Origin of the sequence: Streptococcus oralis (genome assembly GCF_023109005.1) — a bacterium.
Classification (GTDB): domain Bacteria; phylum Bacillota; class Bacilli; order Lactobacillales; family Streptococcaceae; genus Streptococcus; species Streptococcus oralis_BU.
Genome location: NZ_JALDTU010000002.1, coordinates 141853 through 155150 on the forward strand (window position 1 = coordinate 141853; position 13298 = coordinate 155150).

Sequence of the window (13298 nt, forward strand, 5' to 3'; positions counted from 1 at the left end):
ACTCTGAATCGGATTCAGAGTTCTTTTTTATATGCAGGGAAAGCACTTCTGCTTTCCTTTTTTTATTTGCGTTTCTTCTTCGCTTTTTTCATTTTATTGGCCATGCGTTTCATAGATTGTTTCATGGCAAATTCACCGATTTTACCTTTAAGTCCGCCACCAAACATCTGGCTCATATCTGGCATGCCTGCTCCTCCGAGAGCTGACATATCGGGCATGCCACTCTGTCCCATCATGCCTTCAAGGGCAGACATATCCATTCCTCCCATATTTGGCATATTTTTAGAAAGGTTATTGGGATTGATTCCCATCTGCTTCATCATCTTGTTCATATCCCCAGACATGACACCTTGCATAAGCTGTTTAGCCTGATTAAAGTCTTTGATGAATTTATTGACCTCGACAAAGGTATTTCCAGAACCTGCAGCGATACGACGGCGACGACTTGGATTTAACAAATCAGGGTTTTCACGCTCCTCAGGTGTCATCGAAGATACGATGGCACGTTTGCGCGCAATCTGGCGCTCATCCACCTTCATATTTTGAAGGGCAGGGTTGTTAGCCATACCTGGAATCATCTTGAGCAAGTCTTCCATCGGCCCCATGTTTTGCACCTGATCCAATTGATCAATGAAATCATTGAAATCAAAGGTGTTTTCACGCATCTTTTCAGCCATTTCAAGGGCTTTCTGCTCATCGTATTCCTGAGAAGCTTTCTCAATCAATGTCAGCATATCCCCCATGCCAAGGATACGGCTTGACATACGGTCTGGGTGGAAGGTTTCGATATCTGTAATCTTTTCACCCGTACCAGTGAACTTGATAGGTTTACCAGTGATGTGGCGAACAGACAAAGCCGCACCACCACGAGTATCCCCATCAATCTTGGTAAGGATAACACCAGTCACTTCTAACTGAACATTAAACTCACGGGCAACATTAGCCGCCTCCTGACCAATCATGGCGTCCACTACAAGTAGAATTTCGTTTGGTTGGGCCAATGCTTTTACGTCACGAAGCTCATTCATGAGAAGTTCATCAATCTGTAAACGACCTGCCGTATCGATCAAGACATAGTCGTTATGATTGGCTTGTGCTTGCTCCAAACCTTGACGAACAATCTCAACAGCTGGCACTTCTGTTCCAAGTGCAAAGACTGGAACATCAATCTGCTGTCCAAGTGTTTTCAGCTGATCGATGGCTGCTGGACGATAAATATCTGCCGCAATCATCAAAGGACGAGCATTTTCTTCCTTCTTGAGTTTATTAGCCAGCTTACCAGCAAATGTCGTTTTACCAGCCCCCTGCAAACCGACCATCATGATAATGGTTGGAATTTTTGGTGACTTGATAATCTCTGCCGTATCGGAACCTAAAACAGCCGTCAGTTCCTCATCAACGATTTTAATAATCTGTTGTGCTGGATTAAGGGTATCAATGACGTCGTGCCCGATTGCACGCTCACGAACCTTCTTGATAAAATCCTTTACAACAGGCAAGGCAACGTCAGCTTCCAGCAAGGCCAAACGAATCTCTTTGGTTGCTTCTTGGACATCAGCCTCAGAAATTTTTCCCTTTTTACGTAGATTTTTAAAGACGTTCTGTAAACGTTCTGTTAAACTTTCAAATGCCATTTTTTTCTCCTATGTTTCATTAATTCGGTGGAAAACGTCCAAAATCTTGTAAACAAACAAGTTCTTCTGGAGTGACTTCTTTCATTATCTCATTTGGATATCCCCAACAGCTAAATCCCTCTTGAAAAGCTCGGGAGATAGAATCAGGTGAGAAGATTTGTAGTCTTATGGGAAAAGGGTCCTCAGCAGCTAATAGTGTACAGGGTATACCTTTGTAGATGACTATACTTCCCACACTTATTCTCTATTATCAATGCTTGTTAAAACTTCTATCTGCTCCTGCAGAAAGTCATCCTTAGGATAACGCTCCAAGATCTGGTCAAAAATCTGACTGCGGACAATGTAGTCCGAATACATGTGCAATTTCATCTCATAATCTTCTAGAATCTTTTCCGTCCGCTTGATATTATCATAAACAGCTTGGCGACTAACACCGAACTCTTCAGCAATCTCCGCAAGACTGTAATCATCTGCATAGTAGAGTTCAATATAGTTCATCTGCTTGTCTGTCAAAAGCGCAGCATAAAATTCAAAAAGCGCATTCATACGATTGGTTTTTTCGATTTCCATAACCTTTATTATACCAAAAAAACGATTATACTGCTAGAGTAGGAGCACTTTAAATAGATCAAGAACAAAAAAAGAACCTTGCAAGGCAAGATTCTTTTAGTGTCTGACTTAAATAATTGTTCTTCTGGGAACTTAATCGAATTAAGCTTCGATTTCTGTAACCATACCTGAACCAACAGTACGTCCACCCTCACGGATAGAGAATGTAGTACCTTGTTCTACGGCGATTGGGTGGATCAACTCAACGTCGATAGTCACGTTATCACCAGGCATTACCATTTCAGTACCTGCTGGAAGTTCGATTGAACCTGTAACGTCAGTAGTACGGAAGTAGAATTGTGGGCGGTAGTTGTTGAAGAATGGAGTGTGACGTCCACCTTCTTCTTTAGTAAGGATGTAGACTTCACCTTTGAATTTAGTGTGTGGATTGATTGAACCTGGTTTAGCGATAACTTGTCCACGTTCGATTTCGTCACGTTGAATACCACGAAGAAGTACACCTACGTTATCTCCGGCAAGACCTTCATCAAGTTGTTTACGAAACATTTCAACACCAGTAACAACTGCTTTTTTAGTTTCGTCTTTGATACCAACGATTTCGATTTCGTCGTTGACACGAACAGTACCGCGGTCGATACGTCCTGAAGCAACAGTACCACGTCCAGTGATTGAAAATACGTCTTCGACTGGGAGAAGCAATGGTTTATCTGTATCACGTTCTGGTTCTGGGATGTACTCATCAACAGTATCCATCAATTCCATGATGATGTCTTCATATTTAGTATCACCTTCAAGTGCTTTAAGAGCTGAACCTTGGATAACTGGAAGATCGTCGCCTGGGAAATCGTATTCTGACAAGAGGTCACGGATTTCCATTTCAACCAATTCAAGCAATTCTTCGTCGTCTACCAAGTCAATTTTGTTCATGAAGACGATAAGGTGTTTAACACCAACTTGACGTGAAAGAAGGATGTGTTCACGAGTTTGTGGCATTGGTCCGTCAGTTGAAGCTACTACAAGGATAGCTCCGTCCATTTGAGCGGCACCAGTGATCATGTTTTTAACGTAGTCCGCGTGTCCTGGAGCGTCGATGTGAGCATAGTGACGTTTTGCAGTTTCATACTCAACGTGCGCAGTGTTGATAGTGATACCGCGTTCGCGTTCTTCTGGAGCAGCATCGATAGACGCATAGTCTTTAGGTTGGTTAACTGCTGAAGGCAAGCGACGTGCCAAAACAGTTGTGATAGCTGCAGTCAAAGTAGTTTTACCGTGGTCAACGTGTCCGATAGTACCAATGTTAACGTGTGGTTTACTACGATCGTATTTTTCTTTTGCCATTTGAGTAAAAGCCTCCAATAAAATATATTTTATAGATAGACAGTAGGCAATACAGTCTAACTTTCCTTACTATTTTATCAAATTTCTGCTAAATTGCAAGTGTTTTACACATATTTTATGAATTAATCTGAATCTTACAAAGTGCTGTTCTTCTGCTTCTTTATACAATTCAAGCTTATTTCATTCTAGCGGTATTATGCTCACAAAAAAATCAGGTTCCCCTGATTCTAAATGGATTCTGATTTTTCCAGTTCTTTAGCTTCCTTATGATTTTCATATAATTTCGCCAAGAACTTAGTGATTTCTTTGAGAATAGAGTAGGTTGGCACTGCTACAATCATCCCTATGACGCCGTAGATATTACTTGACAGTAAGAGGAGCACCAAAATCGTAATCGGATGCACTTTCATAACCCCTCCAACGATACGTGGATAGAGAACATTTCCATCGATTTGCTGAATAATAAGCATATAAGCAACCGCAATCAACATACGATGAGGATCCGTGAACACATTGGCAATCACCATTGGAATCAAGCCAATACTTGGACCAACATAAGGAATTAAATTTGCGATTCCAGAGAAAATAGCAAAAACAAGAGCGTACTTTAATCCGATAACGCTATAACCAATATAGGCTAAACATCCGATAATAACAGCATCAATCGCAATTCCACTGATATAGCGCGCTATGGTTGTATTGAGATTGGTTAAAAGGCTAGAAAGATTCAATTTGTCATGTTTTAAGACAGTACGTTCCAACATTGGTAGCAACTTATGACCATCCAACAAGAAATAAATCAAGAATACAGGGGTCATAATGAGAATCAGAACTGTACTAAACAAGGCTGAAAGAACACTTCCTAAACTATTGCTGACGCTATTAAGGATATTCTGGAGGATATCCACATAGGAGAGGTTAAGTTGTTGAATGGTTTGTTGAATATCAATATTTTGGAAGACTGGATTCATGGACAAATCAATGATCAAATCTTGTAGTCTACTATAGATGTTTTGACTAGAAATAATCAAGCTTGTCAACTGATTAATCAAAATCGGTAAGAGATAAACAACACCTACAACGATGGCACCAATTAAAGCACAGAGAGTGACCAAGACACCAATTAGACGATTAATCTTACATCTCTTTTCCAAAAAGGTAACGATTGGATTGGTAATGTAGTAAAAAAATCCACCAAGCAAAAATGGAATCATGATGGTATTCACAACCGTCACAAAGGGAGTAATGATGGCACCCATTTCTCTCCAAAGATAGAAAATGAGTGTTAATAATAAAATTTCAGCTGTCCAAAAAAATAATTTGTTTCTACGGAACATAGGTATCCTCCTTCTCTCTATTTTATCATATTTCTTAAAAAGATAAGATGGCTTTAGTATAAAAGCGAGAATATTTTTTTTCTTTATGATAAAATAAAGCTAATATGAAAAAAATAATTCTATCTTTTATAACACTTTTTGTTTTTGGAACAGCTTCTACTGTTTCTGCTCAAGACTTTGATGTTGCTGCTAAACATGCCATTGCTGTCGAGGCTACAACTGGAAAAATCCTCTACGAAAAAGATGCAAATCAGCCTGTAGAAATTGCTTCTATTACGAAACTAGTTACAGTTTATTTGGTCTATGAAGCCTTGGAACAAGGGACTATCAGTCTGTCAACACCTGTTGATATTTCGGACTATCCTTACAAACTTACAACTAATTCTGAGGCCAGTAACGTCCCTATGGAAGCTCGAAATTATACTGTTGAACAACTATTAGAGGCTACAATGGTATCCAGTGCAAACAGCGCTGCGATTGCGCTAGCAGAAAAGATTGCTGGTTCTGAGAAAGACTTTGTAGACAAAATGAGGGCTAAACTTCTTGAATGGGGAATCCAAGATGCAACAATTGTAAACACAACTGGTTTAAATAATGAGACCCTTGGCGATAATATCTATCCCGGTTCTAAAAAAGATGATGAAAACAAGTTGAGTGCCTACGACGTTGCAATCGTCGCTCGTAACCTCATCCGAGATTATCCTCAGGTTTTGGAAATCACCAAAAAACCAACTTCTACCTTTGCAGGACTTGAGATCCACTCAACCAACTATATGTTGGAAGGAATGCCAGCCTATCGTGGTGGTGTCGACGGTTTGAAAACAGGTACTACCGACAAAGCCGGTGCTTCTTTCGTTGGAACAACCGTTGAAAAAGGAATGCGTATCATAACGGTTGTTTTAAATGCAGACCAACAAGATAGCAACCCTTATGCACGTTTTACTGCAACTTCTTCACTTTTAGATTATGTTTCTGCGAACTTTGCTTTAAAAACTGTCGTTCAGAAAGGCGAAACCTACAAAGATAGTAAAGTGACAGTCCTTGATGGGAAAGAAGATAAGGTAGCCGCAATTGCTAAGTCAGATATTGCAATCGTCCAACGAGTTGGAAGTGAAACAACATCAGCTCTTCAATTCACACCAAAATCAGAAATAGCTCCACTGGAAGAAGGCAAGGTTGTCGGTACCCTAACCTATGACGATCAGGATTTGGTCGGTCAAGGTTATCTCACTTCTGAAAAACCTTCTTTTGAAATGGTCGCTGAAAAGAAAGTAGAAAAAGCCTTCTTTTTGAAGGTTTGGTGGAATCGTTTTATCCGCTTTATCAATGAAAAACTATAAAAAAATCGCGAACAATCGCGATTTTTTCTTTATTTCATTTCTTTAAAAGCCGCTTCTGCATCTGCATTGCTAATAGCACCGAACTGAATTTTCCCGATTTTACCTTGACTGTCAATCAAGTATTCCGTTGGAATACTACGAATTTGGTAGGCTTGGAAGGTAGTTGCCTGGGTATCATACAAGACTGGTATATCCTTGTAGCCTTGTTCTTGATACCATTTTGGAAAGTCTTGAACTGTTTTTTCACCTTGTAGACCAGGTGCAATGACACTCAAGATTTCAAAGTCTCGATCTTGTTTGGCAGCTAATTCCATCAACTCAGGCATGCTTTTTTTACATGGTCCACACCAAGAAGCCCAGAATTTCAAATAGACCTTTTTCCCTTTATAGTCTGATAATTTCACTTCTTTGCCATCCATAGACTGCAAGGTAAAGTCTGGCGCATCCTTACCGACTGCGATTTGTTGTACAGCGGGTTGTTTTGGACTGCTTGTCTGTTTGGTTTCTTTTTCACCACAGGCAATCAACAAGAATAGAGACATGAGGCTCAATCCAGCAAAAATAACTTTTTTCATTTTTTCTCCTTTTATCCAAGAATTCCTGACAAGGCATTTAACTGCCCTAGCATTAATAATAATCCCATCAAAATAATCAAAGCTCCCCCGATTTTCTTTAATAGAATCATATGGGGTTTTAATTTACTAAAGTAGGGCATGATCCAACCCGAAGCCAAGGCTAAAATGATGAAAGGAAGGGCCATTCCCAATGTGTATACTAATGTTAACATGGCTCCTTGCCAAGCACCATTGCCACCTGAAGCTGCTAGGGCCAAGACTGAACTTAAGACTGGTCCGATACAAGGGGTCCAACCAAAACTAAAGGTTATCCCAAGTAAAAAGGCTGATAGATAGTGATTCGATTTGGATTGTTTGAAGGTGACTGTCTTTTGAACTTCCAGTTTATTGAAATACAAGATTTCCATCTGGTGAAGCCCTAAAAGAATAATGACTATTCCCATAGCATAACGAAACCAGGCTGCATAGAGCATGTGCCCTAGGAATCCAGCTCCAAATCCTAAAATAAAGAAAATGAGGGAGATTCCTGCAATAAAGCACAAGGTCCGAATTAAGCCTGACCAGGCAACGTCTCTTCCAAAAAAGCGAAAGCTTTTCGAATTTCCCTGATCATCCAGTAAAATACCAGCATAGACAGGTAGCAAAGGAAAGATGCAGGGTGAAAAGAAGGACAGAATACCTGCTAAAAAAACGGATACTAGAAATATAATCGACTCCAACGAATTACCTACTTTCTCAAAATTCTAATCCTATTTTACTACAAAAGAATAAATTTGTAAGAAGTCTGCTACGTTTATTTATTTTGACTAAATTTGACACAAAAAAAGGAGCTAAGCTCCTTTTTTTTAATACGTTCCTTCTTCACCTTGACTGGTCAAGATAACAGGTCCATCTTTGGTAATCACGAACTGGTGTTCATATTGGCAAGATAGGCCACCATCAATAGTCTTATGAGCCCAGCCGGTCTTCATATCTGTATCGATTTCCCAGTCACCAGTATTGATCATGGGTTCAATAGTTAGTACCATTCCTTCACGGAGACGGAGTCCACGGCCTGCAATACCGTAGTTAGGAACCATTGGCTCTTCATGCATGGTGGGACCGACACCATGACCAACTAAATCACGTACGACACCATAACCGCGACTTTCAGCGTATTCTTGAATGGCCGCACCGATATCACCGATACGATTGCCGACAACTGCTTTCTCAATCCCTATATACATAGCTTCCTTGGTCACGTCCATCAGGTTTTTCACTTCTTCAGACGGTGTACCGACCGCATAAGCCCAACATGAGTCTGCTAAACCACCAGAATAGCTCTGAGTGTATTTTTTCATTTGCTCAACATTGTTAAAGTTGAGTTTTGATACATTGAGGTCTGATTTGGCAATCGGACCACCCAATACCATGTCGACCTTGAGCAAATCGCCATCTTTCAAGATGTAATGACGTGGAAAAGCGTGAGCTACTTCGTCGTTGAGAGAGCAACAAGTGGCATAGGGGTAATCCATGACTGCGCCATCTACTCCAATCTGTAGAGGAAGGAAATTCTCTTCTTTACAACGTCGACGAACGTACTCTTCAACTTCCCACATATCAACGCCTGGCTTAATCAAATCACGTAAGCCGATATGGATACTTGCTAGGAAATCACCAGCCTTGTCCATGGCTTCGATTTCACGTGCTGATTTTAAAGTTATCATTTTTTCTCCTAGATTCTAATTAATTTTAACCGTAACATTTGCTTTTGAAACAATCTGATGACCATGATAAATATCATAATCAATAATGGCTGAGCGTCTCGTGTGGTGAATAATACGAGCCTGAATCCGCAAAGTATCATCTATCTGTACAGCCTGCAAGAAATAAATCAACATCTGTTCAATGATGAGATTACGTCCGCTATTCACAACGAGGTCTTGTGTCATGTGGTTGAGGATTTCAGCCAAGACTCCATTAGCAAGGACCCCATTTTTCTCCAACATGAAGGGCTCAACAGTAATGACGACTTCATCATGATGATAAGAAAGTTTTTGCCCGATTTGCTCTGAAAAAGTTGGCAAAGCTGATACTTGAGAACGGCTCATTTTTTCCATGACATCTCTTCGAGTTACGACCCCAAGTAGAGTCTGGTTACTTCGAACAACGGGAACCATCTCAAAGTCTTCAGCTATCATTCGTTGGCTAACATTGGCAATATTAGTTGCCAAACCTGTTACGAAGATACTTCGCGTCATCACCTTGTCAATCGTTGTGCTGGGTGACTTATCTCCCGCATCACGCATGGTAACAACCCCAACAACCACTTGGTGTTGGTTAATGACTGGGAAACGGCTACTTCTGTTCTTACGTACCAAATCTAGATAGTCTTTGACTGTATCCGTTTCTCTCAAAAAGCCATACTCATGACTGGGACGATAGAGCTTTTCAACTGTCAGAATATCAGTTTTGATTTGAACATTTGAAAGGGCCTTGTTAATCATGGTTGCTACTGTAAAAGTATCATGTTTACTTCTCAGGACTGGAATATTTTTTTTATTGGCCAACTCAAGAACATCATCCTGAACATGAAAACCACCTGTAACGAGGACCGCATTTTCATTTTCCAAGGCTAGAAGTTGAATACGAGTACGGTCACCTACGATCACAAGACCACCATCATGGAGATAGGACAGGATATTCTGCTCTGTCATGGCCCCAATGGAAAATTTGCTAAACTCTCTCTCTAGCCCTTCCTGACCGGCTAAAACTTCAGAAGAGGTGACTTCAGCAATTTCAGCATAGGTTAGCCGTTCAATAGCCACTTTTTTTGGCTTAACTCGTATGGTTCCACTACGTGGCCGAGTTTCAACGATGCCACGATTTTCAGCTTCTTTGATAGCTCGGTAGGCGGTTCCGTCACTAACACCTAGATGATTAGAGATACTGCGAACACTAACTCTTTTCCCAATTGGTAACGATTCCAAATAGGACAAGATTTCCTGGTGTTTACTCATTGAATTCTCCTTTTATATATCGAAATTCAAGATAGTCCCTCATTTTTCGTGTATAGCGGTCACTCCCCTTAAACTGTCGGAAGAGACTAAAGCCTGATTTTAAGGCTACTTTTTGACTAGCTTGATTCTCCAGATGAGTGATGATGGATAATTGTTTTAAACCAAATTCTTCAAAGGAAAGCTGACAAAGCTTGGTAACTACTTCTGTCATATAACCTTGTGACCAAGAATCCTTTTTTAAGAAATAACCAATTTCTGCTTCTTTTTTGATTTCATCAATCTTTTCAAATTTAATGGAGCCAATCATTTCCTGATTTCCTTGGAGACAAATAGCCCAAACACCTAGAGGAGTCTTCATAAAATAGTTGGCAAGCGCGTATTGACTTTCTTCTAAACTTGATTGACTGGGAAAAATAAACTGCAAATTTTCAGGATTGGAAGCAATCTCGTAAAATGCTTGACTGTCACTAAAAAAGAAAGGACGCAAATACAAGCGCTCCGTTTCAAAAAAAGAAAACATTGCTAATTTGGTCCAAATATTCATAATCACCTCAACGGTTTAGTCTTCAATGAGTGTAATATCCGCTCCAAGACTACGTAATTTCTCAATAATATCTGAGTAGCCACGAAGGATAAACTCAATATTCGTAATTTCAGTCTGGCCTTGAGCCATTAAACCAGCGATGACAAGTGCTGCACCAGCTCGCAAGTCTGTAGCCTTTACACTTGCCCCGTGTAAGTTACGACCACCATTGTAGATAATGTGATCATTTGTAGTCGTAATATCCGCATCCATTTTTGCTAATTCAAAGACATGATTGACACGTTTCTCATAGATCGTATCAATAATGGTTCCACGACCTTGCGCAGTCAGTAATAGCGGAGTTATAGGCTGTTGCAAATCGGTTGCAAATCCAGGATAAGGAGCTGTTTTGATATTGATGGCCTTCAAATCAGACTGTTCTTCAACGAAGATACTGTCTTCTGAGACCGTCATATGAACGCCCATTTCCTCTAGTTTGGCGATAAAACCTTCTAAGTGCTCATAGAGAACATTGTTAATGCGAATTCCTTTTCCTACCGCTGCAGCAAGTGAAATATAGGTTCCAGCTTCGATACGGTCTGGAATGACTTGGTGACGCGTTCCATGAAGTTTCTCAACACCATCAATAATAATAATATCAGTCCCTGCACCACGAATGTGAGCCCCCATGTTGTTCAAAAGGGTAGCGACATCGATAATTTCCGGTTCACGAGCCGCATTTTCAATGACAGTGCGTCCCTTAGCTTTAACCGCAGCAATCATAGTGTTAATCGTTGCTCCAACGCTGACGGTATCCATGTAAATACTTGCTCCGTGAAGTCCCTTACCTTGGGCAGATAAATTCATATTATCTCCCTCATAGCTGACCTTAGCACCCATGGCTTCAAAGGCTTTTAAGTGAAGGTCAATCGGACGAGGTCCCAGATCACATCCACCAGGAAGTCCAACTGTAGCTTCACCAAAGCGACCTAAAAGACTTCCGTAGAAATAATAAGAAGCACGCAAGCTATTAATCTTGCCATAAGGCATAGGAATGTTTTGAACGCCTCTTGGATCAATCTCCAAGACGTCGTCATAACGCTTAACAGTTGCCCCCATAATCTCCATGATTTCGACAAGACTAGCAACGTCTGAAATATCTGGAACACAATCTAAAGTGACAATATCATCTGATAAGATAATAGCTGGAATAAGTGCTACAACACTATTTTTAGCACCACTAATGGTGATCTCACCTTGCAATGGACGTCCACCATTGATGACAATTTTTCTCATGTTTTACTCTTTCAAAATTTACTAAAAAGGTCTTTTCATTCTATTATACCATAATTTTCGGTTTTTTCCCATTCCTATTGATTAAACATTCTATTTCGATAAAAAAAGACCTATCACACAAGCGATAAAGCTTGATATGATAGGCTTTGTAATGTTAGATTAGCGTACAGTGCGGATGCGCATTGTGTTTGTACGAACAGCTTCGCCAAGTGGTACACCTGCAACGATAACAATATCATCACCAGATTCTACCAAACCTTGCTCAACTGCAATTCTTTCAGCGAGATCAAACATATCATCAGTGTTTGATGGGCGATCAGTGGTTACTGGAATAACTCCCCAGTTAAGCATCAAACCACGCTGAGTCAATTCATCGAAAGTGATTGCCAAGATATCAGCATCTGGACGGTATTTAGAAATCAAACGAGCAGTGTGACCTGTCTTAGTAAGAGTAACCACCAACTTGATATTCATAGAATTTGTCGCATCCTTAACAGCTGAAGCCATAACCTCAGTCTTAGAATTACGTGACAAGTTAACAGATGACAAGCGACCGTATTCTTTTAAAAGAGTTTGAGCATTTTTGTCAATAGTTGCCATCGTAGTAACTGACTCAAGTGGATATTTACCATTTGCAGACTCACCTGAAAGCATTGTAGCGTCGGTTCCGTCGATGACAGCGTTAAACACATCTGATACTTCTGAACGCGTTGCACGTGGTTTTTCAGTCATAGTTTCAAGCATGTTTGTTGCTGTGATAGCGACTTTACCAGCTGCATTTACTTTTGTAATAATCATTTTTTGGTAAACTGGAACCATTTCGAATGGTACTTCAATACCCATGTCACCACGAGCAATCATGATACCGTCAGCAGCTTCAATGATTTCATCCAAGTTGTCAATACCTTGTTGGTTTTCGATTTTAGCGAACAATTGAACGTGACCGTTACCAGTTTCTTCACAGATTGCACGAACTTCGTTAACGTCTTTTGCAGTACGGACGAATGAAATCGCGATGAAGTTAATACCTTGTTCAAGACCAAAGCGGATATCATCGTTATCACGTTCAGCAAGAGCTGGGAAAGGAATTTTAGTGTTAGGGATGTTTACACCTTTTTGTTTAGCGATAACACCGTCATTTTCAACTTCAACAACAAATTCACGAGTTGCATCGTCTTTTTCTACAACGCGAAGACCAAGTTTACCATCGTCAACCAATACTTGGCGACCAACTTCAACGTCATCATAGATGTCAAGAGCACCAGCAACGTTCAAAGCAATCACTTCACGAGTTGATTTGATTCCTTGTTTAGTTGCAACACGGATTTTTTCACCAGTTTTGTATGAGTACTCTTTAGCTTCACCTTCGAACAATTCAGTACGGATTTCTGGTCCTTTAGTATCAAGAAGGAAACCAACTTTTTTACCTGCAAGTTTTTCTGCAAGTTTAACAGTTGCCATACGTTCACCTTGTTCTTGGTGGTCACCGTGTGAGAAGTTGAAACGGAAAGTGTTAGCTCCCGCTTCAATCAATTTAGCAATGTTTTTTGCTGAAGCTTCAACGTCAAGTTTTTCACCCCAGTATCCTTCATCACCGAATTTCTTTCCACCACGGATTTCAACCGCAGGACCCAAAGTTGCAACGATTTTTACACGTTTATTCATGATTTGTGACTCCTTTATATA

At 40.3% G+C, this 13298-nt stretch carries 13 protein-coding genes; 1 reads left to right on the forward strand and 12 read right to left on the reverse strand.

What is annotated here, in order from left to right; translation table 11 throughout:
- Positions 1-62: 62 nt before the first annotated feature.
- The 5 genes from ffh to M1F56_RS03280 form a co-directional block, all read right to left on the reverse strand.
- Positions 63-1634 (reverse strand): signal recognition particle protein, encoded by a 1572-nt coding sequence (gene ffh / locus M1F56_RS03265; protein WP_247916848.1) that lies wholly within the window; start codon positions 1632-1634, stop codon positions 63-65.
- Positions 1635-1653: 19 nt separating this feature from the next.
- A complete protein-coding gene (locus M1F56_RS09740) occupies positions 1654-1869 on the reverse strand; it encodes a 2-oxoglutarate:acceptor oxidoreductase (RefSeq protein WP_348771650.1) in 216 nt (71 codons plus the stop codon).
- Between the two features lie 2 nt (positions 1870-1871).
- A complete protein-coding gene (locus tag M1F56_RS03270; RefSeq protein ID WP_000402068.1) occupies positions 1872-2204 on the reverse strand; it encodes a putative DNA-binding protein in 333 nt (110 codons plus the stop codon).
- 141 nt (positions 2205-2345) lie between these two features.
- Positions 2346-3542 carry an elongation factor Tu gene (tuf, locus tag M1F56_RS03275; RefSeq protein ID WP_001040715.1) on the reverse strand — a complete coding sequence of 399 codons (1197 nt, stop codon included), beginning with the start codon at positions 3540-3542 and terminating at the stop codon, positions 2346-2348.
- A gap of 227 nt (positions 3543-3769) precedes the next feature.
- Entirely contained in the window at positions 3770-4879 is a 1110-nt protein-coding gene (locus M1F56_RS03280; RefSeq protein ID WP_000489822.1) for an AI-2E family transporter, read from the reverse strand.
- A gap of 104 nt (positions 4880-4983) precedes the next feature.
- Here M1F56_RS03280 and pbp3 point away from each other — a divergent pair, with 104 nt between their 5' ends.
- A complete protein-coding gene (gene pbp3, locus M1F56_RS03285) occupies positions 4984-6219 on the forward strand; it encodes a D-alanyl-D-alanine carboxypeptidase PBP3 (RefSeq protein ID WP_247916849.1) in 1236 nt (411 codons plus the stop codon).
- A gap of 29 nt (positions 6220-6248) precedes the next feature.
- Here the strand turns inward: pbp3 and sdbB are convergent, their stop codons facing one another.
- From sdbB to pyk, 7 genes are all read right to left on the reverse strand, one after another.
- Positions 6249-6794 (reverse strand): thiol-disulfide oxidoreductase-associated lipoprotein SdbB, encoded by a 546-nt coding sequence (sdbB, locus tag M1F56_RS03290; protein WP_000755591.1) that lies wholly within the window; start codon positions 6792-6794, stop codon positions 6249-6251.
- 11 nt (positions 6795-6805) lie between these two features.
- On the reverse strand, positions 6806-7513 hold the full coding sequence (gene ccdA2 / locus M1F56_RS03295; RefSeq protein ID WP_247916850.1) for a cytochrome c biogenesis CcdA family protein: 708 nt from the start codon (positions 7511-7513) through the stop codon (positions 6806-6808).
- Between the two features lie 126 nt (positions 7514-7639).
- The gene (locus M1F56_RS03300) at positions 7640-8500 is read right to left on the reverse strand and encodes a methionyl aminopeptidase (protein ID WP_000631552.1); all 861 of its coding nucleotides are present in this window, start codon (positions 8498-8500) and stop codon (positions 7640-7642) included.
- A gap of 15 nt (positions 8501-8515) precedes the next feature.
- On the reverse strand, positions 8516-9793 hold the full coding sequence (spxR, locus tag M1F56_RS03305) for a CBS-HotDog domain-containing transcription factor SpxR (RefSeq protein WP_247916851.1): 1278 nt from the start codon (positions 9791-9793) through the stop codon (positions 8516-8518).
- Positions 9786-10337, reverse strand: a complete 552-nt coding sequence (locus M1F56_RS03310; RefSeq protein ID WP_057489033.1) for a GNAT family N-acetyltransferase — start codon at positions 10335-10337, stop codon at positions 9786-9788. The genes spxR and M1F56_RS03310 overlap by 8 nt, the downstream gene beginning before the upstream one ends.
- Before the next feature lie 15 nt (positions 10338-10352).
- Entirely contained in the window at positions 10353-11612 is a 1260-nt protein-coding gene (locus tag M1F56_RS03315) for a UDP-N-acetylglucosamine 1-carboxyvinyltransferase (RefSeq protein ID WP_247916852.1), read from the reverse strand.
- Positions 11613-11771: 159 nt separating this feature from the next.
- Complete coding sequence (pyk, locus tag M1F56_RS03320) at positions 11772-13277, reverse strand: pyruvate kinase (RefSeq protein ID WP_247916853.1); 1506 nt, start codon at positions 13275-13277, stop codon at positions 11772-11774.
- Positions 13278-13298: the final 21 nt, after the last annotated feature.